The sequence below is a fragment of the Pseudomonas sp. PVC-5-1 genome (genome assembly GCF_057444345.1).
In genome coordinates this window covers 4,431,019-4,456,047 of sequence record NZ_CM172024.1, presented here as the reverse complement: position 1 = coordinate 4,456,047, position 25,029 = coordinate 4,431,019, and the positions used below count along the sequence as shown (strand labels likewise).

22 protein-coding genes are annotated in these 25,029 nt (G+C 63.3%); 11 read left to right on the top strand and 11 right to left on the bottom strand.

From position 1 onward, the window contains the following. Nucleotides 1–195: 195 nt before the first annotated feature. From AC2T3R_RS20395 to AC2T3R_RS20365, 7 genes are all read right to left on the bottom strand, one after another. The gene (locus AC2T3R_RS20395; RefSeq protein ID WP_486744181.1) at nt 196–1,803 is read right to left on the bottom strand and encodes an NAD(P)/FAD-dependent oxidoreductase; all 1,608 of its coding nucleotides are present in this window, start codon (nt 1,801–1,803) and stop codon (nt 196–198) included. A 103-nt stretch (nt 1,804–1,906) separates the two neighbouring features. Continuing rightward, nucleotides 1,907–2,581 carry a COG3650 family protein gene (locus tag AC2T3R_RS20390; RefSeq protein WP_410953236.1) on the bottom strand — a complete coding sequence of 225 codons (675 nt, stop codon included), beginning with the start codon at nt 2,579–2,581 and terminating at the stop codon, nt 1,907–1,909. A 242-nt stretch (nt 2,582–2,823) separates the two neighbouring features. Further along, nucleotides 2,824–3,525, bottom strand: coding sequence for an ABC transporter ATP-binding protein (locus tag AC2T3R_RS20385; RefSeq protein WP_486744180.1), 702 nt, complete (start codon nt 3,523–3,525; stop codon nt 2,824–2,826). Next, nucleotides 3,526–4,293 (bottom strand): high-affinity branched-chain amino acid ABC transporter ATP-binding protein LivG, encoded by a 768-nt coding sequence (livG, locus tag AC2T3R_RS20380; RefSeq protein ID WP_013973920.1) that lies wholly within the window; start codon nt 4,291–4,293, stop codon nt 3,526–3,528. Continuing rightward, nucleotides 4,290–5,546: a high-affinity branched-chain amino acid ABC transporter permease LivM gene (locus AC2T3R_RS20375; protein ID WP_063913105.1), complete on the bottom strand. Its 1,257-nt coding sequence runs from the start codon at nt 5,544–5,546 to the stop codon at nt 4,290–4,292. The genes livG and AC2T3R_RS20375 overlap by 4 nt, the downstream gene beginning before the upstream one ends. Next, nucleotides 5,543–6,466: a high-affinity branched-chain amino acid ABC transporter permease LivH gene (gene livH / locus AC2T3R_RS20370; protein WP_013973918.1), complete on the bottom strand. Its 924-nt coding sequence runs from the start codon at nt 6,464–6,466 to the stop codon at nt 5,543–5,545. Before livH ends, AC2T3R_RS20375 begins: the two co-directional genes overlap by 4 nt. Nucleotides 6,467–6,651: 185 nt before the next feature. Then, complete coding sequence (locus AC2T3R_RS20365) at nt 6,652–7,767, bottom strand: branched-chain amino acid ABC transporter substrate-binding protein (RefSeq protein ID WP_024087643.1); 1,116 nt, start codon at nt 7,765–7,767, stop codon at nt 6,652–6,654. A 359-nt stretch (nt 7,768–8,126) separates the two neighbouring features. Here AC2T3R_RS20365 and AC2T3R_RS20360 point away from each other — a divergent pair, with 359 nt between their 5' ends. Both AC2T3R_RS20360 and AC2T3R_RS20355 read left to right on the top strand, forming a co-directional pair. Next, nucleotides 8,127–8,438, top strand: a complete 312-nt coding sequence (locus tag AC2T3R_RS20360; protein WP_486744179.1) for a DUF2288 domain-containing protein — start codon at nt 8,127–8,129, stop codon at nt 8,436–8,438. Nucleotides 8,439–8,702: 264 nt separating this feature from the next. Then, on the top strand, nt 8,703–9,590 hold the full coding sequence (locus AC2T3R_RS20355) for an NAD(P)-dependent oxidoreductase (RefSeq protein WP_410953239.1): 888 nt from the start codon (nt 8,703–8,705) through the stop codon (nt 9,588–9,590). On the opposite strand, the gene AC2T3R_RS20350 is transcribed toward AC2T3R_RS20355, so the two are convergent. Next, nucleotides 9,490–11,754, bottom strand: a complete 2,265-nt coding sequence (locus AC2T3R_RS20350; RefSeq protein WP_486745297.1) for a putative bifunctional diguanylate cyclase/phosphodiesterase — start codon at nt 11,752–11,754, stop codon at nt 9,490–9,492. The genes AC2T3R_RS20355 and AC2T3R_RS20350 overlap by 101 nt on opposite strands. Nucleotides 11,755–12,045: 291 nt before the next feature. Further along, nucleotides 12,046–14,892 (bottom strand): RNA polymerase-associated protein RapA, encoded by a 2,847-nt coding sequence (gene rapA, locus AC2T3R_RS20345; RefSeq protein ID WP_274121147.1) that lies wholly within the window; start codon nt 14,890–14,892, stop codon nt 12,046–12,048. A gap of 161 nt (nt 14,893–15,053) precedes the next feature. Between rapA and AC2T3R_RS20340 the strand changes: the two genes are divergently transcribed. The 7 genes from AC2T3R_RS20340 to AC2T3R_RS20310 all read left to right on the top strand — a co-directional run bounded on the left by AC2T3R_RS20340 (nt 15,054) and on the right by AC2T3R_RS20310 (nt 19,983). Next, nucleotides 15,054–15,749 (top strand): M949_RS01915 family surface polysaccharide biosynthesis protein, encoded by a 696-nt coding sequence (locus AC2T3R_RS20340; protein WP_410953240.1) that lies wholly within the window; start codon nt 15,054–15,056, stop codon nt 15,747–15,749. Between the two features lie 62 nt (nt 15,750–15,811). Beyond that, entirely contained in the window at nt 15,812–16,141 is a 330-nt protein-coding gene (locus AC2T3R_RS20335) for a hypothetical protein (protein ID WP_003258942.1), read from the top strand. 67 nt (nt 16,142–16,208) lie between these two features. Further along, nucleotides 16,209–16,370 carry a hypothetical protein gene (locus AC2T3R_RS20330; protein WP_003258944.1) on the top strand — a complete coding sequence of 54 codons (162 nt, stop codon included), beginning with the start codon at nt 16,209–16,211 and terminating at the stop codon, nt 16,368–16,370. Nucleotides 16,371–16,505: 135 nt separating this feature from the next. Further along, entirely contained in the window at nt 16,506–16,622 is a 117-nt protein-coding gene (gene ccoM, locus AC2T3R_RS20325; RefSeq protein ID WP_003254862.1) for a cytochrome c oxidase subunit CcoM, read from the top strand. 297 nt (nt 16,623–16,919) lie between these two features. Beyond that, complete coding sequence (locus AC2T3R_RS20320; RefSeq protein WP_410953241.1) at nt 16,920–18,908, top strand: FUSC family protein; 1,989 nt, start codon at nt 16,920–16,922, stop codon at nt 18,906–18,908. Beyond that, entirely contained in the window at nt 18,895–19,101 is a 207-nt protein-coding gene (locus AC2T3R_RS20315) for a DUF1656 domain-containing protein (protein WP_013973910.1), read from the top strand. Before AC2T3R_RS20320 ends, AC2T3R_RS20315 begins: the two co-directional genes overlap by 14 nt. A gap of 12 nt (nt 19,102–19,113) precedes the next feature. Then, nucleotides 19,114–19,983 carry an efflux RND transporter periplasmic adaptor subunit gene (locus AC2T3R_RS20310; RefSeq protein WP_486744178.1) on the top strand — a complete coding sequence of 290 codons (870 nt, stop codon included), beginning with the start codon at nt 19,114–19,116 and terminating at the stop codon, nt 19,981–19,983. 141 nt (nt 19,984–20,124) lie between these two features. On the opposite strand, the gene AC2T3R_RS20305 is transcribed toward AC2T3R_RS20310, so the two are convergent. Further along, nucleotides 20,125–20,883 carry an SDR family NAD(P)-dependent oxidoreductase gene (locus AC2T3R_RS20305; protein ID WP_486744177.1) on the bottom strand — a complete coding sequence of 253 codons (759 nt, stop codon included), beginning with the start codon at nt 20,881–20,883 and terminating at the stop codon, nt 20,125–20,127. A 112-nt stretch (nt 20,884–20,995) separates the two neighbouring features. On the opposite strand from AC2T3R_RS20305, the gene AC2T3R_RS20300 reads away from it, so the two are divergent. Both AC2T3R_RS20300 and AC2T3R_RS20295 read left to right on the top strand, forming a co-directional pair. Then, nucleotides 20,996–21,904, top strand: coding sequence for a LysR family transcriptional regulator (locus tag AC2T3R_RS20300; protein ID WP_486744176.1), 909 nt, complete (start codon nt 20,996–20,998; stop codon nt 21,902–21,904). A 123-nt stretch (nt 21,905–22,027) separates the two neighbouring features. Then, nucleotides 22,028–22,357 carry a DUF2025 family protein gene (locus AC2T3R_RS20295; protein ID WP_486744175.1) on the top strand — a complete coding sequence of 110 codons (330 nt, stop codon included), beginning with the start codon at nt 22,028–22,030 and terminating at the stop codon, nt 22,355–22,357. A gap of 42 nt (nt 22,358–22,399) precedes the next feature. Here the strand turns inward: AC2T3R_RS20295 and AC2T3R_RS20290 are convergent, their stop codons facing one another. After that, nucleotides 22,400–24,985, bottom strand: coding sequence for a bifunctional diguanylate cyclase/phosphodiesterase (locus tag AC2T3R_RS20290; protein WP_410953244.1), 2,586 nt, complete (start codon nt 24,983–24,985; stop codon nt 22,400–22,402). Nucleotides 24,986–25,029: the final 44 nt, after the last annotated feature.

Sequence of the window (25,029 nt, the reverse complement as noted above, 5' to 3'; positions counted from 1 at the left end):
CTGAGGGAAGCCTAGATGCAGATGGGGAAGGAAGGGGGAGGGAGAGTCTGATCTCTGGGTTGGATAATTCTGATTGCTGTCAGGGCCTATTCGCGGGCTTGCCCGCTCCCACAGGTTCCGCGCCACATTCAGATCTGGCGCGGCACGTGTGGGCGCGGGCAAGCCCGCGAAAGGGCCCTGGCAGGCAATAAAGGCTCAGAGGCCGAGCATATCCCGCGCCACCGCCTCAGCGATGCGAATCCCATCGACACCCGCCGACAGGATCCCGCCCGCATACCCGGCCCCTTCACCCGCCGGGAACAGCCCCTTGAGGTTCAGGCTCTGGAAGTCCTCACCGCGGGTAATGCGCAGCGGCGAGGAGGTGCGGGTCTCGATCCCGGTCAGCACTGCATCATGCAGGTTGTAGCCCTTGATCTGCCGGTCGAACGCTGGCAGCGCCTCGCGAATGGCTTCGATGGCGAAGTCCGGCAGGCTCGGCGCCAGGTCGCCCAGGGTCACGCCCGGTTTGTAGGACGGCTCGACACTGCCCAGTGCAGTCGACGGCCGGCCAGCGACGAAGTCACCCACCAGCTGTGCCGGGGCCTGGTAGTTGCTGCCGCCCATCACGTAGGCGTGGGCTTCCAGGCGTTCCTGCAGCTCGATGCCGGCCAGCGGGCCGCCCGGGTAATCGCGCTCGGGGTCGATGCCGACGACGATGCCGGAGTTGGCGTTGCGCTCGTTACGCGAGTACTGGCTCATGCCGTTGGTAACCACCCGGCCTGGCTCGCTGGTTGCTGCGACCACGGTGCCGCCTGGGCACATGCAGAAGCTGTACACCGAGCGGCCATTCTTGGCGTGGTACACCAGTTTGTAGTCGGCGGCACCGAGTTTCGGGTGACCGGCGTACTTGCCCAGGCGCGCCTTGTCGATCAGCGTTTGCGGGTGCTCGATACGGAAGCCCACCGAGAACGGTTTGGCTTCCATGTACACGCCTTTGGCGTGCAGCATGCGGAAGGTGTCGCGGGCACTGTGGCCCAGCGCTAGCACCACATGGCGCGAGTGCAGCTGTTCGCCGCTCTCCAGCACCACGCCGGTCAGTTGCCCATCCTCGATCAGCAGGTCGGTGACCTTCTGCTGGAAGCGCACTTCGGCGCCGAGGGCGATCATGTCCTGACGCATCTGCTCGACCATGCCGGTGAGGCGGAAGGTACCGATGTGCGGTTTGTTTATGTACAGGATCTCGTCCGGCGCACCGGCCTTGACGAACTCCTCCAGCACCTTGCGGCCGTGGTGCTGCGGGTCCTTGATCTGGCTGTACAGCTTGCCGTCGGAGAAGGTACCGGCACCGCCTTCGCCGAACTGCACGTTGGACTCGGGGTTGAGCACGCTCTTGCGCCACAGGCCCCAGGTGTCCTTGGTGCGCTGGCGTACTTCCTTGCCGCGCTCGAGGATGATCGGCTTGAAGCCCATCTGTGCCAGCAACAGGCCGGCGAAGATGCCGCACGGGCCGAAGCCGACCACGATCGGGCGCTCCTGCAGATCGGCAGGGGCCTTGCCGACGAACTTGTAGGTTACGTCTGGCGCCGGGCCGATATTGCGATCGTCGGCGAACTTGCTGAGCAGCTCGGCTTCGTTGCTGGCTTCCAGGTCGATGGTGTAGATGAACAGCAGTTCGCTGCTCTTCTTGCGCGCATCGTAGCTGCGCTTGAACAGGTTGAAGCTGAGCAGTTGCTCGTCGCGGATGCCCAGGCGCTGGACGATCGCTTCACGCAGGGCTTCGTCGGGATGGTCCAGGGGCAGCTTCAGTTCGGTGATTCGTAGCATGGCAGGGTCCAGTATCCCGGCCATGGGCGGCCGGCGGCTTTACACAAACCGCCAAGTATAAGCTGTTCGCCGCCCCGACTGGCAGGATAAAAGCACCCGGCGATCAGTTGTCGCGTGCACCGCCATAGTAACCGCAGCCCAGCAGGCTCTTGCCGTCGATGCGCAGTTCGGCACGCAAGTGGCGGATGGCGCCGGTGGCGGTGTCTACACAGCGTTGTGGCGCGACCCACAGCTCCACGTGCTGGCCGTTGGCTTCGCTGGTCAGGGTCAGGCCGCCGCCGGGCACTTCTTCTTCCAGAAAGGGCAGGGGCAGGGGATCCTGGCCGACGCGGTTGAGCACCATGCCTTTGCCGCTGGCCTTGATGTCCCATTCCGGCTCATGGCCGTTGGCGCGCAGGGTCAGCTGCTTGAAGTTAGGGTCTTCACAGGCGCGGGTGGAAGGTTCCAGGCGGTACAGGCGGCGAACTTCCAGCTGGCCGTCGTTGTTGGCCTGTCTGCTGCCGGTGAGGTGGCCACGGACGTCGGCGAACAGTTTGTCGTTGGCGTCCTTGGCGAGGTTGGCGGCTTCCTGCAGGATGCCGGTTGCGGCGACGTCGTTGATCACGAAAGTACGGTTTTCGCTGCACGGCTTGAACAGCAGCTGGCCACCGCCGGCACGCAGCTCGCCCTGCATGCGCGTAGTGCCGATGTTCGGGTCGCTGGGGGTGTCAGCCATGAGCTGGCAGCCTGCGAACAAGGGCAGCAGGGCGGTGAGCAGCAGGGTGGGGGTGAGGCGCATGGGGCGGGCTCCGGGGAAATCTTTGCCATGAAAGCCGGCCACGTTACTCAGGCTGGCGCTGGATCACAAGTTAATGGTTGCCTGTGCTGGCCCTATCGCCGGCAAGCCAGCTCCCACAGGCCCCCACAACTTTCAGGAACTGCGGGGTATCTGTGGGAGCTGGCTTGCCGGCGATAGGGCCAGTACAGGCAATACATTTCTGACAGGTAGAAAAAAGGGCCAGTAGATGGCCCTTTTCCCGGTCAACCCCCCAGGTACGCGTCTCGCACCTTCGGGTCGGTCAACAATGCTTCCCCAGTACCCTGCATCACCACCCGGCCGTTCTCCAGCACATACGCCCGGTCAGCGATCTTCAGCGCCTGGTTGGCGTTCTGCTCCACCAGGAACACCGTCACGCCATCACGGCGCAGCTGTTCGATGATGTCGAAGATCTGCTGGATGATGATTGGCGCCAGACCCAGCGATGGCTCGTCGAGCAGCAGCAGCTTGGGCTTGCTCATCAGCGCCCGGCCAATGGCGAGCATCTGCTGCTCGCCACCGGACATGGTGCCGCCACGCTGGATATAACGCTCCTTCAGGCGCGGGAACAGCTGCAACACCTTGTCCAGCTGCTCCTGGTAATCGCCCTTGTAGGTGAAGAAACCACCCATTGCCAGGTTTTCCTCGACGGTCAGGCGGGAGAACACGCGGCGGCCTTCCGGTACCACCGCGATGCTCTTGCGCATGATGTGCGAAGACGGCTGGCCGACCAGCTCTTCACCCAGGTACTTGATGCTGCCGCTGTGCGCCTGCGGCGAGCCGCACAAGGTCATCAGCAAGGTTGACTTGCCGGCGCCGTTGGCGCCGATCAGGGTGACGATCTCGCCCTGGTTGATCTCCACATTGACGCTGTGCAGCGCCTGGATCTTGCCGTAGAAGGTGGAAACGTTCTCGAACTTCAGCATTTACGCTTCCCCCAGGTAGGCTTTGATCACATCAGGGTTGTCGCGGATCTCTTCCGGTGTGCCGTGGGCCAGGGGTGTGCCCTGGTTGATCACCACGATATGGTCGGAAATGCTCATCACCAGCTTCATGTCGTGCTCGATCAGCAGCACGGTGACGTTGTGCGACTCACGCAGGTAGGCGATCAGCGCCTTGAGGTCTTCGGTTTCCTTCGGGTTCAGGCCCGCAGCCGGTTCGTCGAGCATGATGATGCGCGGCTGGGTCATCATGCAGCGGGCGATTTCCAGACGGCGCTGCTGCCCGTAGGCGAGGGTGCCGGCGGTACGGTTGGCGAACTCGGTCAGGTTGACCTTCTCCAGCCAGTACTGCGCGCGCTCCATGGCCTCCTTCTCGCTGCGGCGGAAGCTTGGGGTCTTGAACAGGCCGGCGAAGAAGTTGGTGTTGAGGTGGCGGTGCTGGGCGATCAGCAGGTTTTCCAGCGCGGTCATTTCCTTGAACAGGCGCACGTTCTGGAATGTTCGCACCACGCCCTTGCGGGCGATCTGATGCCCGGCCAGGCCCTGGATCGGCTGGCCATCGAGCAGAATGGTGCCGCCGCTGGGCTTGTAGAAGCCGGTCAGGCAGTTGAACACGGTGGTCTTGCCGGCGCCGTTCGGGCCGATCAGTGCCACCACCTGTTTTTCCTTGACGGTCAGGCCCACGCCGTTGACCGCCAACAAGCCGCCGAAGCGCATGCTCAGGCCGCTGACTTGCAGAATTTCGCGGCTCATCGACGCAGCTCCATGTGTGGACGTTGCATAGGCAGCAGGCCTTGCGGACGCCAGATCATCATCAACACCATCAGCGCACCGAACATCAGCATCCGGTATTCGCTGAACTCACGCATCAGCTCGGGCAGCAGGATCATCACGATGGCCGCGAGGATCACGCCCAGTTGTGAGCCCATGCCGCCGAGCACGACGATGGCGAGGATGATCGCCGACTCGATGAAGGTGAACGACTCCGGCGTCACCAGGCCTTGGCGCGCAGCGAAGAAGCTGCCGGCGAAACCGGCGAAGCAGGCGCCCAGGGTGAATGCCGACAGCTTGATCACGGTCGGGTTCAGGCCCAGAGCACGGCAGGCGATCTCGTCTTCGCGCAGGGCTTCCCAGGCGCGGCCGATCGGCATGCGCAGCAGGCGGTTGATCACGAACAGCGCCAGCAGGGCCAGCAGCAGGGCCACCAGATAGAGGAAGATGACCTTGTTGATCGAGTTGTATTCCAGCCCGAAGAACTCATGGAAGGTCTGCATGCCTTCGGCGGCACGGCGTTCGAAGGTCAGGCCGAAGAACTCCGGCTTGGGAATGTTGCTGATGCCGTTGGGGCCGCCGGTCCAGTCGGTGAGGTTACGCAGGAACAGGCGGATGATCTCGCCGAAGCCGAGGGTCACGATCGCCAGGTAGTCACCGCGCAGGCGCAGCACCGGGAAGCCGAGCAGGAAACCGAAGGTAGCGGCCATGAGGCCGGCGATCGGCAGGCATACCCAGAAGCTCCAGCCCAGGTAGTGCGAGAGCATGGCGTAGCTGTAGGCACCGACGGCGTAGAAGCCGACGTAACCGAGGTCGAGCAGGCCTGCCAAACCGACCACGATGTTCAGGCCCAGGCCCAGCAACACGTAGATCAGGATCAGCGTGGCAATGTCGACCGCGCCGCGCGAGCCGAAGAACGGCCACACCAGTGCCGCGACGATCAGGCCCATGATCACGTAGCGCTGGGTTTTCGGCAGGGTCAGGTAGTTGCTGACCGCCGGCGGGATCAGCTTGCGATCCGAACGGCGGCCCATTACCGAGCTCCACTGCTTGTCGAACAGCACGCGCAGGAACATCAGCACCGAGCACAGGGCAATGATGCTGAGGTTGAAGGAACCCTGGCTGTGCACGGACAGGCTGATGCCATCGATGCTCAGTTTCAGGCCCAGTACCGGGAAGGCCACGGCCCATACCAGCAAGGCGCTGAAGAACGCCTGTTTGAGATTTCTGTTCATACTTTTTCAACCTCCGGGCGGCCCAGGATGCCGGTCGGCCGGAATAGCAGGACAAGAACCAACAAGCCGAATGCCACAACGTCCTTGTACTGGTCGCCGAAGATATCGGCACCGAACGCTTCGGCCACGCCCAGCACCAGCCCGCCGAGCATGGCGCCCGGAATGCTGCCGATGCCACCCAGCACCGCCGCGGTGAAGGCCTTCAGGCCCACCAGGAAACCGGCGTTGGGGTTGATCACCCCGTACTGCATGCTCAGCAGCACGGCCGCCACCGCCGCCAGGGCGGCACCGATGACGAAAGTGAGGGCGATGATGTTGTTGGTGTTGATGCCCAGCAGGTTGGCCATCTTGATGTCCTCGGCGCAGGCGCGGCAGGCACGGCCCAGGCGGGAACGGGAGATGAACAGCGTGAGGCAGGTCATGGCCACCAGGGTGACCACGAACACCAGGATCTGCATGTAGCTGATCAGTACTTCCTCCGCGCCGCCTGGCCCGAACGAGAAGCTTCCGGGGATCAGGTTGGGGATGGACTTGTCCTTGGAATCTTGCGACAGCAGGACGGTGTTCTGCAGGAAGATCGACATGCCGATGGCGGAAATCAGCGGGATCAGACGGTTGCTGTTGCGCAGGGGGCGGTAGGCAACCCGTTCGATGCTGTAGCCATAGGCACTGGTGACGAAGATCGTCGCGACAAAGGCGACGGTCATCAGGACAGGCAGCGAATGGATACCCATCATGGCCAGGCCCGCCAGGGCGATGAAGGCCACGTAGGAACCGATCATGTACACCTCGCCGTGGGCGAAGTTGATCATGCCAATGATGCCGTACACCATCGTGTAGCCGATGGCGATCAAGGCATAGGTGCTGCCGATGGTCAATCCATTAACCAGTTGTTGGAAGAAATGGTAGATCTCAGGCATTACAGCGCTCCTAAAAACCTGATTTGCATTTCGCTGGCGGGGGTAGGCCAGGAAACCGCGGGTGACGGTTTTAAGATTTTCAGGTGAGCCCGCCCCCGGATCGCGGGGATCAGGCCCATGAACCTCGTAAAACAAAGCCCACTGCTCGCACAGTGGGCTTCTACGGTCAGCTATTAGTCACGCAGTTACTGAGGGGAGACTTCGGTCTTCGGCTTGCCGAAGTGCCATTCGTAGACCACGAACTTGAAGTCTTTCAGGTCGCCTTTGTCGTCGAACGACAGGTCACCGGTCGGGGTCTTGAAGGTACCTTTGTGGATGGCGGCTGCCACCTTGTCGGCATCTTCGGACTTGGCTTCCTTGATGCCCTGGGCGATCAGCTCGACAGCCGAGTAGGCCGGGAACACGAACGGGCCGCTTGGGTCCTTGCCGTCAGCCTTGATGGCGTCGACGATCTTCTTGTTCGCAGGGTCCGCGTCGAACGACTTCGGCAGGGTCACCAGCAGGCCTTCGGAGGCGTTCTGGGCGATCTGCGAGATGGAGTCGTTGCCCACGCCTTCCGGGCCCATGAACTTGGCTTTCAGGCCCTTTTCCTGAGCCTGACGCAGGATCAGGCCCAGCTCTGGGTGGTAGCCGCCGTAGTAGACGAAGTCGACGTTATTCTGCTTGAGCTTCTGGATGATCGAGGAGAAGTCCTTGTCACCGGCGTTCAGGCCTTCGAATACGGCAACCTTGGTGCCTTTGCCTTCCAGGGTCTGCTTGACCGCGGTGGCGATGCCTTCACCGTACTGCTGCTTGTCGTGAAGGACGGCGACAACCTTCGGCTTGACGTGGTCGGCGATGTAGTTGCCGGCAGCCGGGCCCTGGGCGCTGTCCAAGCCGATGGTGCGGAAGATCAGCTTGTAGCCACGTGCGGTGATTTCCGGGGAGGTCGCGGCCGGGGTGATCATGATCACGCCTTCGTCTTCGTAGATGTCGGACGCAGGCTGGGTAGAGCTGGAGCACAGGTGGCCAATGACGAACTTGACGCCGTCGTTGACCACTTTGTTGGCGACTGCCACGGCCTGTTTAGGATCGCAGGCGTCGTCGTATTCCTTGGCTTCGAGCATCTTGCCATCCACGCCGCCCGCGGCGTTGATATCCTTGATGGCTTGCTTTGCGCCGATGAATTGCATGTCGCCGTACTGGGTCACAGGGCCGGTCTTGGGGCCTGCAATCCCGATCTTGATGGTATCGGCGGCAAACGAATGGCTGGCTACCCCTGCCAGAACCATTGCGGCGAACAGCTTGGAAATCTTGATCATAGTGCTCCACTCATTCTGTTGTAATTCTTATAGTCCTGGCGGCCAGGGCTACAGACCGGGCGGGATTTGCGGCGTGGCCATGCCAACGCGCAAGCCCACCTTCCCCCGGAACATGTCCCGGAACTGTACCGGTACAGTGTAGAGCGCTGTTCGAGCGCTTGAAAAGCGGTCGAAAAGTGCCTGCTTCCTGGGTTGTCGCTTGATCGACACAAAGATACAGAAAGGCGCCATCAAACTGCCTGCATCTGCGACCCCGCCCCACAAGTTCGGGATCAATCGACCAAATTACATATTTGAAACCGGGTTTTTCTGCAAAAATGCCGACCTTTTTTATTGGCCGATTTTTGCGGATACCACCCATGACTGATCAAACAAGCACCCTCTATGCCAAATTGCTTGGCGAGACGGCAATCATCGAGTGGAAAGCGCTGGAGCGTTTCTGGGCCAAGGGTGACCTGATTTGGGTCGACCCGAGCCTCGACCTGATCACCGTTGCCGAGGCGATGGCCGAGAATCGCAGCGAGATCTTCGCCAAGTGGCGTAGTGATGGCACTGTTGGTCCGGTAACCGCCAAGCAGGCCCTGGACCTGCAAAGCCGCGATCCAGAGATCTGGGCGGTGGTGGTTTCGCCGTTCATCGTGATTCAGGCAAAGCGCCCGACAGAGGCATGATCGCTTTTGGTGCGCGAAAATGCGCAGCAGCCCCGTTTTGGTGCTTGAAGGCGCTCAAGGCGGGTAGAGGGAAGTAACAATTCGGCGTGGCGGTAACAGTTTACGGGATGCGTAATGGGGGCTGCCTTACAGCCCTTCGCGGGCATGCCCGCTCCCACAGGTCAGATGTTGCTCTTCAGACCAGCGCTGGTCCTGTGGGAGCGGGCGCGCCCGCGAAGGCCGCAAAGCGGCCCGGATCAATATCGAATTTGTCCGGAGTCATTGATGAGCACTGCACTACCTTCGCTTGGATTCGCCGGCATCGGCCTGATGGGCCTGCCCATGTGTCGGCGCCTGCTGGCAGCGGGTTACCCGCTGACGGTATGGAACCGCAGCCCGGACAAGTGCGCTGCACTGGTCGCGGCTGGCGCGCGCCTGGCCAGCAGCCCTGCCGAACTGTGCCGCGACAGCGACATGGTGCTGCTGTGCCTGGCCGACACGGCCGTGGTCCGCGAGGTGGTGTTCGGCGAGCAAGGCATTGCCCAAGGCGGACGCAGCGGCCAGTTACTGGTCGATTTCTCCAGCCTGGAGCCAACCGCCACTCGTGAAATGGCCGCCGAACTGGCAGCGCTGTGCGGCATGGCCTGGCTGGACGCGCCAGTGTCCGGGGGCACCCCCGGGGCCGAAGCCGGCACCCTGGCGATCATGGTCGGTGGCGAGGCAGCCGACCTGGAGCGTGCGCGCCCGGTACTGCAGGTACTTGGCCAGCGCGTGACGCATATGGGCGCGGTGGGCGCAGGCCAGGTGACCAAGGCCTGCAACCAGATGATCGTGGCCTGCAATGCTCTGGTAATCGCCGAAGTGGTTGCCTTGGCTGAACAGTCCGGTGTCGACGCGACGCTGATCGCCGAAGCGCTGGCGGGTGGTTTTGCCGACTCCAGACCGTTGCAGATCCTCGCTCCGCAAATGGCCGAGAGCCGCTTCGAGCCGATCAAGTGGCATGTGCGCACGCTGCTCAAGGACCTCGATGGCGCGGTCAAGTTCTCCCGCGAGCAAGGCTCGGCGACGCCGCTCAGTGGCCTTGCTGCACAATTGATGCGCCTGCACGCAAGCCAGGGGTACCTGCAAAAGGATCCGGCGACCCTGGTTGAGCTGTATCGCAGCAAGGGCTGAACACGCCGCCCTTGTGCCGAACCCGCTCCAGTAGCGAGCGTAGTTCGGCCAGCGGCTCCGGGGGGGCCAGCAGGTAGCCCTGCAGGTAGTCGCAGCCGTGGGCTTGGAGAAACGCCAGCTGTTCGGCGGTTTCCACGCCCTCGCTGACCACCTGCAGATGCAGGGTATGCGCCATGACGATGATCGCCTGGACAATTTCGCGATCCTTCTGGCTGCCCGGCACATCCTGCAGGAAGCTGCGGTCGACCTTAAGCACGTCCAGCGGCAGGCGCTTGAGGTAGGCCAGCGACGAGTAGCCGGTGCCGAAGTCATCGATCGACAGCGCCACGCCCAGGGCGCGTATGCGCGTGAGCAGGTTAACCGTGCGCTGGATGTCACCCATCAAGGCGTTCTCGGTCACTTCCAGTTCCAGCTGTCGGGGTGCGAGCCCGGCGTGGAACAGCGCCTTTTCCACTTCGTTGGGCAGTTCGTCGTGACTGAGGGTGACGGCCGAACAATTGACCGTGACCTTGAGGTTTCCATGACCGTGGCGCTGCAGATAGGCCAGGTCGGTGCAGGCGTGGCGCAGCACCCACAGATCGAGGTCGATGATCAGCCCGTTGGCCTCTGCGATGGCGACAAAACGATCAGGCCCGAGCAGGCCGTGTTGCGGGTGTTGCCAGCGCACCAGGGCCTCCAGTTTGGCCACTTGCCTGCTGCGCAGGTCGAAGATCGGCTGGTAGTGCACGCATAGCCCATGCTCCTCGAGCAGCGCCACCCGCAGTTCCTCTTCCAGTTGCAGAGCAATCGAGGCCTGGGTCTTCAGGCTGTCGTTGAAGAAGTTCAGGCTGTTGCGCCCGTTACCCTTGGACTGGTACAGGGCAAGGTCTGCATGCTTGAGCAGCTCTTCGGCGGTGGTGCCGTCGTCGGGGAAGATGCTGATGCCGATGCTGGTGGTCATGACCATGCGCCGGCCGCCCAGGTTTATGGGCTCTTTCATCCTCTGCATGATGCGCTGGGCCAGGTGGCGGGCTTCGTCGCGGTTGGTGAGGCTGGTGACCACGCAGAACTCGTCGCCGCCCAGGCGTGCGACCAGGTCGCGGTTTCGGGTGGCGGCCTTGATGTGTCCGGCGATCACTTTGAGCAGTTCGTCGCCGGCGTCGTGACCGAGGCTGTCGTTTATGCGCTTGAAATGGTCGATGTCGAGGAACATCACCGCCAGGTGGCTTTCCGTGGCCTGGTGCTCGGCCAGGCGTTCGGCGAACACCTGGTTGAAACCGCGGCGGTTGACCAGGTTGGTTAGGGCGTCGTAGTGCGCGGCCTGCTGCAGCGAAGCGCGGGCCTGGTCCAGTTGGCTGAGCAGCACGCTGACCCGGCGCAGGTCGTGCTCCTTGCTTTGCAGCTTCTTGTCGGCCAGTGCGGTACTGATGCTGGCAGCACTGATCAGCATGGTGATGAAGCCGATGCCCAGCGCCAGTTGCAGGCTGTTGTCGCCAGAGGGCAGGCGCAGGGCGGTGTCGGCCGGGATGACCAGGGTCATGGCCGACATCGCGGTAAAGTGGGTGGCAACGATACCACCAGCCATCAGCAGGCTGGCGCCGTACTTCATGGCCTGGTGCAAGGTACCGCTGCCCTGCCGGAAGTAGCGGGCCAGGTATAGCGCGGTCAGGCTGGTGAGCAGGGCAATGGTGGCAGAGGCCAGCAGCAGGCCGGTCTGGTAGTACTGGCGGGCACCGGTTTCCAGGGCGGCCATGCCTACGAAGTGCATCAGGATGATGCCCAGGCCGATCAGTACTGCACTTTGCAGGTAATGGATTGCGCGCATCTGGCTGCGGTCGAGGCTGTGCATGGCCAGCCAGGCGACGGCCAGTGCGATGAGCAGCGAAAGGATGGTCAGGGAAGCGTCGTAGTGCACTTCCACTGGTGCCCGGAAGGCCAGCATGCTGATGAAATGCATGGCCCAGATGCCACCTGCCAGGCAGCAGGCACCGAGCATGTTCCATTGTCGGTGGGCGGTGGGGTCTTCGCTGTGGGATTGTCGCTCGGCCATGTCCAGCGTGGCGAAGCAGGCCGCACAGGCGACGAGGTAGGCAAGCAGAACCAGGAACGGTTCATGCCGGCAATCGATGACGATGCGCCCGGTTGCCGGCAGGTCGGCGAACAGTTGCAGCCCCAGCCATTCCATGGAATGCCTCATGATCGAGTTTTCACTCGTCTGCGCTAAACCCTGTGCAGACTGTCCAGAGGCAGTATAGGAAGAGGTGTTTAAGCCTTCCTGACTAATGGCACATTGATTCCTACGATTTGGTTATGGAATCAATCGCCGCCAAGAATATTGGCTCGCATTTGTAGGAGCGGCCTTGTGTCGCGATGGGCTGCGCAGCAGCCCCAGATTTCTGCACTACCGCAAAAATGCTGGGGCTGCTGCGCAGCCCATCGCGACACAAGGCCGCTCCTACACGGGTGCGGGGAAAGACTAGCCAGCCACCAGCACGCGAATGGCTTCCAGGCGCAGGGCGGCCTTTTCCAGCATCGCCAGGCCCTCTTCGCGCTGCTTGCGCAGCGCTTCGATCTCGCTGTCGCGCACGCTCGGGTTGACCGCTTGCAGGGCGACCAGACGGGCCAGTTCTTCGTCGGCCTCCGCTGTAAGGCGGCGCTGGGCCTCGGCCACGCGCTCGACGTGGGCCGGCATGACCTTGGCCTCGCCGCTGCCGATGCGCTGGGCCAGCACGTCACGCTGGGCCTGGACGAACTTGTTGGCGCTGGCGCGTGGCACGCTTTCCAGCTGGTCGTTGAGGGTTTCGAAGGCCACGCGGGACGCCAGGTCGTTGCCGTTGGCATCGAGCAGGCAGCGCAATGCCGCCGGTGGCAGGTAACGCCCCAGTTGCAGGCTGCGCGGTGCCACCACCTCGCTGACGAACAGCAGTTCAAGCAGCACGGTCCCGGGTTTGAGCGCCTTGTTCTTGATCAGCGCCACGGCGGTGTTGCCCATCGAGCCGGACAGCACCAGGTCCATGCCGCCTTGTACCATCGGGTGTTCCCAGGTGAGGAACTGCATGTCCTCGCGCGACAGCGCCTGGCCACGGTCGTAGGTGATGGTCACGCCTTCGTCGTCACCCAGCGGGAAGCTGGCGTCGAGCATCTTTTCGCTCGGCTTGAGGATCAGGGCGTTCTCGGAATGGTCTTCACTGTCGATGCCGAAGGCGTCGAACAGGGTTTCCATGTAGATCGGCAGGGCGAACTGGTCGTCCTGTTCGAGAATGTCCTCGACCAGCGCCTGGCCTTCGCCGGCACCGCCGGAGTTGAGCTCCAGCAGACGGTCACGGCCGGTATGCAGTTCGGCTTCCAGGCGTTCGCGTTCGCTGCGGGCGTCGGCCACCAGGGCTTCCCAGGCCTTGCTTTCGCCACCTTCAAGCAGTGGCAGCAGGCGCGGGCCGAACTGGTGCTGCAGGGCGTTGCCGGTAGGGCAGGTGTTGAGGAAGGCGTTGAGGCCTTCGTGGTACCACTGGAACAGGCGCTCTTGCGGGCTGTCCTGCAGGTACGGGATATGCAGCTGGATGGTGTGCTTCTGGCCGATACGGTCGAGGCGGCCGATGCGCTGTTCTAGCAGGTCGGGGTGCGCTGGCAGGTCGAACATCACCAGATGGTGGGCAAACTGGAAGTTGCGGCCTTCACTGCCGATCTCGGAGCAGATCAGCACCTGCGCGCCGAACTCTTCGTCAGCGAAGTAGGCGGCGGCGCGGTCGCGTTCGAGGATGCTCATGCCCTCATGGAACACCGAGGCCGGGATTCCGGAGCGCACGCGCAGGGCGTCCTCCAGGTCCATCGCGGTTTCGGCATGGGCGCAGATCACCAGCACCTTGGTACGCTTTAGCATCTTCAGGGTGTCGATCAGCCAGTCGACGCGCGGGTCGAAACGCCACCAGCGCTCGTCATCGGCCACCTCGCCCTGGGCCTGGAAGGCGACTTCCGGGTACAGCTCGGCATGTTCGCCGGCTGGCAGGTCGCGGTACTGCTCGGGCGTCGCCAGTGGGTAAGGGTGCAGCTGGCGCTCAGGGAAGCCCTGGATCGCCGCGCGGGTGTTACGGAACAGCACGCGGCCGGTGCCGTGGCGGTCGAGCAGCTCACGGATCAGGCGCGCGCTGGCCTGGGTATCGCCGTCGCTGACCGCAGCCAGCAAGGCTTCGCCTTCGGCACCCAGGAAGCCCTGGATGGTGGCGTGGGCCTTGGGCGACAGGCGGCCTTCGTCGAGCAGTTCCTGTACGGCTTCGGCCACCGGGCGATAGTGCTCACTCTCGGCGCGGAAGGCGGCCAGGTCGTGGAAACGGTTGGGGTCGAGCAGGCGCAGGCGGGCGAAGTGACTGTCCTGGCCGAGCTGCTCGGGGGTGGCGGTGAGCAGCAGCACGCCCGGGATCACCTGGGCCAGCTGTTCGACCAGGCCGTATTCGGCGCTGACCTGGTCTTCGTGCCAGACCAGGTGGTGAGCTTCGTCCACCACCATCAGGTCCCAGCCGGCAGCGAACAGCGCGTCCTGGGCCTTTTCGTCGTCGACCAGCCACTCCAGGGCCACCAGCGCCAGCTGGGCATCCTCGAACGGGTTGCTGGCGTCGCTTTCGATGAAACGCTCGGCGTCGAACAGGGCCACCTGCAGGTTGAAGCGACGGCGCATTTCCACCAGCCACTGGTGCTGGAGGTTTTCCGGTACCAGGATCAGAACGCGGCTGGCGCGGCCCGACAGCAGCTGGCGGTGGATCACCAAGCCGGCCTCGATGGTTTTGCCCAGGCCCACTTCGTCGGCCAACAAGACGCGTGGCGCGCTGCGGTCGGCGACTTCGCGGGCGATGTGCAACTGGTGGGCGATGGGTTGGGCACGGCAGCCGCCCAGGCCCCACAGCGCCGACTGCATCTGCTTGCTGGTGTGCTGCAGGGTGTTGTAGCGCAGGCTGAACCACGAGAGCGGGTCGATCTGCCCGGCGAACAGGCGGTCGCTGGCCAGGCGGAACTGGATGAAGTTCGACAACTGGGTTTCTGGCAGGGTGCGCGGCTGGTTCTGCCCGTCCAGGCCGTGGTAGACCATCAGCCCGTCGATGTCCTCGACCTCGCGCACGGTCAACTTCCAGCCTTCGAAGTGGGTGATCTGGTCACCTGGCGAGAAGCGCACGCGGGTCAGCGGCGCATTGCGCAGGGAATACTGGCGGGTGTCGCCAGTGGCCGGGTAGAGCACGGTCAACAGGCGGCCATCCTGCGCCAGGATGGTACCCAGGCCGAGCTCGGCTTCGCTGTCGCTGATCCAGCGTTGCCCCGGTTGATACTGCTGCGCCATACTGCCTGAACTCCCGCGATGAAAAAGCCGGTTATGTTAACGGATCGGCCGGTCAGACCAAAGTGCCGAGCGCATCGAAAGGTGCCGAAGTGCGATAGGTAGCAACAGTCTAGCCGCTTCATCGTCCCCCACCGTGCTGCCGACGAGGGCTCCGGATCAACATGTCTGCCAAGCACCGCTGGATCAGCGCTTCGATGGCCGTGGGCAGCCTGTTGCTGCTGGCCGCCTGCGAGCAGAAAAACTTCGAGACCTTGCCCGCCATCCCGATCGAACAGCTCGAGGTGCTGGGCGTGCAGACGCCGATCAAGAGCGTGCACTTTCGTGACCGCGACGGTGAAGGCCTGCTGGTGTTGAGCCGCAGCGATGGCCAGGCCAGCGACCCGGAAAGCGAGCAGGAAGTTGACAAGGTGGTACTCAAGGCCACGCTGTACGGGCGCAAGGCCGAAAATGACGCTTTCAAGGCGCGCTGGCAGATCGAACAGGAAACCACCTGCCCGGGCCTGGACCTGGATGTGGACTTCTATAACGACGTCAGCGATGTCGGCGACCTGAACAAGGACGGCATCGCCGAGGTGACGGTTGCCAGCCACGCATTCTGTGGCGGTGGCATCGACCCGCACGACATCGCCATCGAGATGCGCGAGGGGCAGGCCAGCTACAGCATCACCGGCCAGTCGCTGATCACCCCGGCAGGTGAAGAGCCGATCGGCGGTGAGCGTGAGGACAGCGCCTCGCTCAAGGGCGCGCCGCAGGTGCTGCGCGAGCACATGGACGCGGTCTGGCAGCAGGTGTACAAGCGGCCCTGGAGCGAGGCCAGCCCGCCAAGCGACGACAACCCTGACGACGAAGCCGAATAAGTGTTGTGCATGCCATCAAGGTAAACCCGCGCCTGCCGATACAGGGGCATAGGAGAACGTCCATGCTGCCACCGATCATTCCGCTCAGTGCCGCCCCGGTGACCTCGCAACAGGACCCGGTCAAGCCGACACCCGACATCAAGCCGGTGGTGCCGACCCAGCCTGCATCCGGTGAAAGTGCCATCGACCTCAAGCAGCAGCGTGACCCGCAGGAGCAGGCGCTGCTGCTGCGCGACGAGCAGCGCCGCCAGCAGCAACGTCGGCAGAAGGGCGACGACGAACGCTACAGTGCAATGCCGGGTGACGAGGTCAACGCCGACAACACCGTGCCGGTAGCGCCATTGATGGGCGAGCATGTACGCCAGGGGCTGCTGGTGGACATCGAAGTCTGACATGGGGCTGGTCAGCGCCAGCGCCTGGCTTCATCATGCAAGTCTCAGTTGATCGTCGAGCCCACCCATGAGCCAAGACAACCTCATCGATTTCGATGCCGAACGCGCCAAGCGCGTCCACGACCTCAAGGAAAAGCGCCTGAACGAAATGCGCAATGCGTTCGAGCAGGCCCTGCCGTTGAACAGTGCCAAGAAAAAGAAGCCCAAGGGCAAGCCGAAGAAGCGCTGAAACTTGACGCAGGTCAACCCTGCACCCGCCTCGCGTGCCCGGCCCCGGGCACCATTGACCCCGATCAATTTTCCCCGCCTCCACATTGGTTAACTTGCACCCATCGGACAACGGCAAACGAATGGGGAGGCCAGCATGTTCTTCGACAACGTGGTTATCGCCGGAGTGGTAACGGTCGGGTTGATGGTCGCATTCTTTGCCGGTCTGGGCATTTTCATCTGGAAGGACTCGAACAAGCGCAAACCACGCTGACCTTCCGGGTACACGAGCACGCAAGGCATTTAGGGCGACTTCGGTCGCCCATTTTTTTTGCCTGCAATTTTTGTGTTGCCTGTACCGGCCTCTTCGCGGGCACGCCCGCTCCCACAATGACTTCACAGGATTCGGACTGTGCGCGGTCCCATGTGGGAGCGGGCGTGCCCGCGAAGAGGGCAGCACAGGAGAGCCTGTCCATAACAAAGATGATTAGCTAGCTAATTAATCGTTTCCGCTTTATCCTTCCCACCATTGTCTATCTTTCTACAAGACCATCCCCTCAAGGTCCGTCTCGTGCCCATCACCTTCCAGGCCCTGTTCGCTCCCAGCAGCCTCGCCCTCAAGTTCGCCATCAAGACCCTGCTCGGTGGCGGCCTGGCCCTGTGGTTGGCGATGCGCTGGGGCCTGGAGCAACCGTCCTGGGCCCTGATGACCGCTTTCATCGTCGCCCAGCCGTTGTCAGGCATGGTGGTGCAGAAGGGCCTGGCGCGGCTGGCCGGCACCCTGGTCGGCACGTTTATGTCGGTGCTGTTCATCGGTCTGTTTGCCCAGACCCCCGGTCTGTTCCTGCTCACCCTGGCCCTGTGGCTGGCCCTGTGCACCGCCGCCTCCACCCAGTTGCGCAGCGCCTGGGCCTATGCCTTCGTGTTGGCAGGCTACACGGCGGCGATCATTGCCCTGCCGGCCATCGATCACCCGTTGCAGGTGTTCGACCAGGCCGTGGCGCGCTGTACCGAGATCTGCCTGGGTATCTTCTGTGCCACCGCCAGCAGCGCCTTGCTCTGGCCCATGCGGGTAGAGCAGCAACTGGGCGGGCAGGCACGTCAGGCCTGGCAGAACGGCCTGCAGGCCGCCAGTGCCATGCTGGGCGGTGAAGACGAGGCGCGCAAAGGCCTGCTGGAGAGCCTGGGGCGTATCGTTGCCATCGACAGCCAACGCGAACACGCCTGGTTCGAAGGCAATCGCGGGCGCCAACGCGCTCGTGCCATTCGCGGCCTGAGCCAGAAACTGATGGTGCTGCTGCGCATTTCCCGTTCGGTGCGCCGCCAGTGGCGGCAACTTGATGAGGGCGAGGCCGAACGCCTGGCGCCCTGGCTGGAGGAGGTGCGCGCACTGTTGGGCAAGCCCGATCAGCCGAGCCTTTTGCTTCTGCGCCAGCGCATCTGGGATGCTGCCCACGATGATCAGATCAGCCCGGCGGAGCACTTTTGCCTGGCACGCATGGCACTGCTGCTGGATTACGCCATGGCTGCCAGCCAGGCGCTGGAGGATGTGGAGGCGGGCAGGGCGCCCAAGGATGTGTCTCAGGGCCTGGCCGCGCACCGCGACTGGTCGCTGGCCTTGCTGTTCGGCTCACGCAGTGCGCTGGCCTTTCTGGTGATGAGTGGTTTCTGGCTGGCCACCGCCTGGCCTTCGGCACCGGGTGGCCTGGTGCTGACCTGTGTGGTCTGCAGCCTGTTCGCCAGCCGCGAGAATGGCGCGCAGATCGGCCTGAGCTTTTTACGAGGGATCCTCCTGGCAATACCGGCGGCGTTTCTGGTCGGGCAAATTCTGCTGCCGCAATGGAGCAGCTTCGCCATGCTCTGCCTGGGCATGGGGGTGCCGCTGTTTCTTGGTGCGCTGGGCATGGCTCACCCGCGGACCGGGGCCACGGCTACTTCTTATTGCCTGCATTTCATCGTGCTGGTGTCGCCGCTCAACGCCATGCAGTTCGGCGTGGCCACCATGCTCAACAGTGCCTTGGCCATGCTGGTGGGTGTGTCGGCGGCGGTGATGGCCTTCCGCTTGTTGGTGTTTCGCCACCCGGCCTGGCTGGGCCAGCGCCTGCGCGCGGCGACCCAGAATGACCTGGTGCGCCTGACCCGGCGCGACCTGCGCGGGGCCGACAGCTGGTTTGGCGGGCGCATGGCCGACCGCCTGATGCAACTGGCGCGGCATGCCGGCGACCTGCCCGAGAGCGAACGCAAGCGCTGGGACGACGGCCTGCACGGCCTGGATATCGGCGACGAACTGGTGCATTTGCGCATGTGCCTGGCGGTCGCCCAGGCCCCGTTGGGACGGGCCGAGCGTGAATACCTGCAGCAGGTAGAGTCAGTGCTGGCCAAAGGGCCGGCGCCAGGGCGTGGACAGAGCCTGGATGCCGCAAGCGAACAGTTCATTGGCGCCTTGCGCCGTCTACCCTCCAGCGATCCGCTGCGGTTGGCCGAAGGGGCGGTGCTGCAACTGCAAAAAAGCTGGGGCAAGTGGTGCCGTTGGCAGGAGGAATCCCATGGGGTTGCGTGAGTGGGAATTGGGCGGCGTGCTGTTCAGCCCTTTCCTGGTTTATGTGTTGATGGCGCTGGTGCTTACCGGCGTGTTGCGTCTGGTGGTGCAGGCCACGCCGTTGGGGCGCTGGATCTGGCATGAAGCGCTGTTCGATGCGGCGTTGTTCGTTTGTGTGTTGTTCCTGGTAGTGCGACTGCTGGGAGCTTTATAAAGGAGTGTTTCGATGCGTGCGGCCGTACGTACCCTGGTCACCTTGTGTGTGGTGGCCCTTGCCGTCTTCGCCGGCTATCAGCTGTGGCAGTACTACATGCTCACCCCCTGGACCCGCGATGCCCGTGTGCGCGCCGATGTGGTGGTGATCGCCCCCGATGTGTCCGGCTGGGTGCGCGAGCTGAAGGCCCGTGACAATCAGCAGGTCAAGGCCGGCGACCTGCTGATGAGCATCGACCGCGAACGCTTCCAGGCTGCTTTCGACCAAGCCAGTGCGGTGACCGAAACCCGCAGCCAGCAACTGCGCCTGCGCGAGCGTGAAGCGGCCCGGCGTACCGCACTTGGACCGGAGGCGATCAGTGCCGAATTGCGGGAAAACGCCCAGATCAATGCGGCCATCGCCCGCGGTGAGCTGCATGAGGCCGAGGCACAATTGCAGGTCGCCAAAATCAACCTGGCGCGCAGTGAAGTGCGGGCGCCGCGCAGCGGGCATATCACCAACCTGCGCCTGGCCGAGGGCAACTATGTGAATACCGGGGAGGCGGTGATGGCCCTGGTGGACGATTCAACCTTCTATATCCAGGCCTATTTCGAGGAAACCAAGCTGCCACGCATTCGTGTGGGGGATGCGGTGAAGGTCTGGCTGATGGGCGCGGGCGAACCGATGCAAGGGCATGTGGAAAGCATCAGCCGTGGTATCACCGACCGCAACAGCAACCCCGACAGCCAGTTGCTGCCGGAGGTCGAGCCGACCTTCAACTGGGTGCGACTGGCGCAGCGGATACCGGTAAGGATTCGCCTGGACCAGGTGCCGGAGGGGGTGACCCTGAGTGCGGGAATGACGGCCAGTGTGCAGGTGCATGAGGAGCAGAACCGGCCGTGAGGGCCAAGGGGCTGCTGAGCAGCCCATCGCGACACAAGGCCGCTCCTACAGGCGATCGCGTATTCCCCGTGCGATTGCGCATTCTTGTAGGAGCGGCCTTGCGTCGCGATGGGCCGCAATGCGGCCCCGGAAAAACCGAATTCAGAGGAACATCCCGCCCGAAACCTCCAGCCGTTGCCCGTTGATCCAGCCGTTGCCATCTTCCAGCAACAGCGCAATCGCTGCCCCGATATCATCCGGCAAGCCCACCCGCCCCAGCGCCGTGTTGCAGGCAATGTATTCATTAACCTGTCGGTTATCCCGCACCACGCCGCCGCCAAAATCGGTCTCGATCGCCCCCGGCGCCAGAATGTTCACACGAATCCCACGTGCTCCCAGTTCCTTGGCCTGATAGCGGGTCAGCACCTCCATCGCCCCCTTCATCGCGGCATAGGCGGCATACCCCGGTAGCGCAAAGCGCGCCAGGCCAGTGGAAATGTTGACGATGCGGCCATTGTCGACCAGCAACGGCAGCAGGCGCTGGGTAAGGAAGAACGGACCTTTCAGCTGGATGTTCAGCAACTGGTCGAACTGTGCCTCGCTGGTTTCGGTGTATGGCACGTTCAATCCGATCCCCGCATTGTTCACCAGAAAGTCGAAGCGCTCGCGGCCGAAGTGTTGCTGCAGGGTTGCGCCGAGGCATTCGGCGAAACCGGCAAAGCTGGCGCTGTCGCTGACGTCCAGTTGCAGCATGATGGCCTTGACCCCGGCCTGTTCCAGCCGGGCGGCGACGGCGTGGGCTTCCTCGGCCTTGCTGTGGTAAGTGCCGATGACATCGATGCCGCGTGCGGCCAGGTGTTCTGCGGTGTTGCGGCCCAGGCCGCGGCTGGCGCCAGTGATCAGGGCAATCTTGCGGGTCATGGTGAAAACCTCATGGTGGGCTGATGAGCACAGGTTATTGGTCGGTGTGGTGCTGTTAAATCCAGCGAATATGGAAATACTGTTCGGTAAAACCGGATAGACGAGGGCTGAATTGAACAAGCTGGAGTTGTTGCGCACCTTTGTTCGGGTCTGCGAGGTCAGCAGTTTCACCCTGGCTGCCGAGAGCTTGGGGCTGCCCCGTTCGACTGTGTCGGAGCAGGTCAGGGCGCTCGAGCGTTTGCTGGGTACGCAGCTGTTCAACCGCACCACCCGCCGGGTACAGGCGACCCAGGATGGCGTCTTGCTGTACGAGCGCAGCAAGGACCTGCTGTCGGGCATGGACGAAATCGAGGGCTTGTTCCGCGCCGACGATGCCGAGCTGGCCGGGCGCCTGCGCGTCGATCTGCCGACAATGATGGCCCGCCGGGTCATCATCCCGGCGTTGCCGCAGTTACTGCAGCGCTTCCCGCGCCTGGAGGTGGAGCTCAGTTGTACCGACCGCCAGGTCGACCTGCTGCGTGAAGGCTTCGATTGCGTGATGCGCATTGGTGCCCTGCATGACCTGGATGTGGTGGCGCGCCCGGTCGGCCAACTGAGCATGCGCAACTGTGCCAGCCCTGCCTACCTTGCACGCTACGGCGTGCCGCGCACGCTGCAGGACCTGGCCGAGCATCACTTGGTGCATTACGTGCGCACTCTGGGGGGGCGTAGTGCCGGTTTCGAATTTCTGCAGGACGGTGAACTGCATTTCCAGGCCATGGCCGGCGTGGTCACAGTGAACAATGCCGAGGCCTACTCGGCGGCCTGCCTGGCCGGGTTGGGGCTGATCCAGGTGCCGGCGGTGGGCGTGGCCGAGCACCTGCAGCGCGGTGAGCTGGTTTCGGTACTGGAAAGCTGGCAGGCCCCGGCCATGCCCGTGTCACTGTTGTATGCCCGGCAGCGGCATGTGCCACGCCGGGTGCAGGCCTTCATGCAATGGTTGGGCGAGGTGCTGCATTCACAGGTTGACGGTGGTTGCTGATCGATGAAAACCGTGGCGCCTGTGTGATGGCTTGCGTTAGGCTGCCAGTCACGAGTTGTCCGGCAGAGGCAACCCTTTCCCGCCTGGCGTGCGTATCTTCCGATTTCATTGCGAGGTTACGTCATGGCCATCACTTCACAGGACATCTGCAACGCTGCCGACCAGCTCAAGGGCTTCGTCGGTTTTCATGGCAAGCGCGGCGTGCATATCGTGCGTTTTTCCGAAGACTCTTTCGGCATGGACGTGGCCGATGCCAGCATCACGCCCTGCAGCGAGTTTGTCTGGCGGCCCGAGCAAGGGCTGCGCATGGCTCTTTGCCGCGAACGGCTGGCGCTGTTGCTGGAGCAGCATGTGGATGACCGTTTGAACATCGGTGAACCGCTGCGCACCTACCTGCGCCGGCGCGACCTGCCGGAAATCGTGGCTGAGCGCAGCTTGCGGCAGCTGTGCTGAAAATCCCTGTGGGAGCGGGCTGCGCAAGCTTTCAAACTTACGCTACAGGTGGGGCGCCGAGCGCTGGGGTGCCTGCTGCAACAACGCCTCGAGCCCCGCACTGTTCAGAGGCCTGCTCAGGTAATAGCCTTGCACTTCATGGCAACGGTCCTTCTGCAGTGCCCTGAGCTGCTGCTCGTTTTCCACTCCTTCGGCCGTCACGGTCAGCCCCATCGCTTCACCCAGGTTGATGATGGCCTGGACCACGGCGCGGTCGCTGCCAGCGGTGTTGTTCAGTCCGCCGATGAAGCGTTTGTCGATCTTGATGCTGTCGAACGGGTAGGTGCGCAAGTAGCCCAGCGACGAGTAGCCGGTGCCGAAGTCGTCCATGTTCAGGCGAACGCCCAGCTCTTTGAGCGACAGCATTGTGCCCAGTGCGCCTTCGATGTCATTGAGCATCACGTTCTCGGTAATTTCCAGCTCCAGGCGCTGTGCGGGGAAAGCGGTTTCCAGCAGGATCTCGCGTACATCCGCCACCACATCGCTGCGCTGGAACTGCGCAGGTGACAGGTTCACAGAGACCAGAACATCGGCGGGCCAGTCATGGGCAGTGCGGCAGGCTTCGCGCAACACCCAGCGGCCCAGCGCGACAATGATGTCACTCTGTTCGGCCAAGGGGATGAAGGTGTCCGGCCCCAGCAACCCTTCCTGCGGATGCTGCCAGCGCAGCAAGGCCTCGACTGCGACGATGCGCAGGTCGCTGAGGCGGTAGCGCGGCTGGTAGTGCAGCTCGAATTCCTGGTTGCGCAGGGCTCGCCGCATGTCGTTCTCCAGTTGGCGGCGGTACTGGATCTGCTGGTTCATTTCGGCAGCGAAATAGCGCCAGGTGCTCTTGCCGTCGGCCTTGGCCTGGTACAGGGCGATATCGGCGCAGCGGATCAGCTCGCCGGCATCGAAGCCTTGGGTACGGGTCTGGGCGACTCCGATGCTGGCGCCAACATGGAGGGTCTGGCTATCGAAGGCGATCGGTTGCTGCAGCAGGCTGATAAGGCGCGCACAGAAACGGTCGATCTCGCTGCGGTTGTCCATGCCGCTGAGCACCAGGAGGAACTCGTCGCCGCCCAAACGCGCGACCAGGTCGCCGTCGCGGGTAGTGTCGCGCAGGCGGTTCGCTACCTCCTGCAGCACCGCGTCACCGGCGGCATGGCCGAGAGAGTCGTTGATCGGCTTGAAGTTGTCCAGGTCCAGCAGCAGCAAGGTCAGTGGTGGCGAGTCGCTCCCACGTAACAGCGCCTGTTCCAGGTGGCGGGCTAGCTTGTTGCGGTTGGCCAGGCCGGTCAGCGGGTCGTGCAGCGACAGGTGCTGGATGCGTGCATGGGCATCTACTTCGTCGGTGATGTCACTGGCGGTGCCACGAAAACCGACGGGCTTGTCGTCGTACCAGATGGCGCGGGCCGAAATCCGGCAGTAGCGGTTCTGGCCATTCTGGTCGCGGTAGGTGCAGCGCAGGTTGGCAAGTTGTTGCGGGTCGGCCGCGGCCAGGGCATCCAGCCACGGCGAGAGCGGCGTGGTATCGCAGGCCAGCAACTGATTGAGTGGGTGGCCGAGCCAGTCGTCCACAGGGTAACCGGTAACGTTGACAAAACGTTGTGACAGATAGGTGAGGCGTTGCTGCCGATCGGTTTCCCAGATCCAGTCGGATGCCGACTCAGCCACCGCGCGAAAACGCTGTTCGCTGGCCTCCAGAGCCTGGTTGCTCTGCTGAAGGTGGGCGAGCGTGAGGTCGATCGCGCGCGAACTGCGCAGGGCATGACGGAACAGGTAGAGCATGACCAGGCCAAGTATCAGCAAGGCTCCCGACAGCGGGGGCAACACAGCACGCAGCAACTGGTGCCCTGGCAGCGGGCTGCTCCAGGACAGGTGGTAGCCGGTATCGCCGAGGTCGATGCGCAGGTGGCCGTGCTCGCCCACATCATTTTTCTCCACGTGCATACCGGTCAGGCCGGCACCGCTGCTCAGTTGCGCCAGCTTGTCCTCGGTGAGCTGGTCGACAAACAGCATTACCGGCGCCTGGCTGACCTCGCTCTCGGTGACATCCCGGTCCGGGCGCACCGCCGCAGCACTGAGCACGGCCGGCCAACCGTTGAACAGGACGAAACGGGTGATCTGTTCACGGGGGATGGCCGCTGCCCGGGCCTGGTCGATGATTGGCTGCAGCGCTGCATCGATATAGGTATTGGCCGCCGCCTGGGTAGGCTGGCCTCTGAACAAGGCGTAGGTGGTGCGTGCGTCCTCCACCACGAACACTCCCTCATAGCCGCTGGCGCTGTACAGCGACTCGCCCACGTTCTTTTCTTCGTAGGCCCATTTCCAGTCGGCCTGCCCCGCCAGGTGTTCGAAGGCAGCATCCCATACGGCGTAGCTGGACAGGAATTGGCGCGATGCGAGCAACCGTTGCTCCAGCGCCTTGGATGCCTGCGAGGCGCTGCGCTGGCGCTCCTGATGGTCAAGAGTACCCGCGATATTGAACAGGGCGCCGACGATGACCAGGCAAGCCAGGCCGAAAACTGCGCTGAAGCCGGCAATCAAGCGACGCACCTGGAAGCGCGGGGTGGGGCTGGCGGTTGGAAGGTTGGCGGTCCTGGCCATGCGCGAGCGGCTCCTTCAGGCAGCCTCCCGCCAGTTAGTCAGGA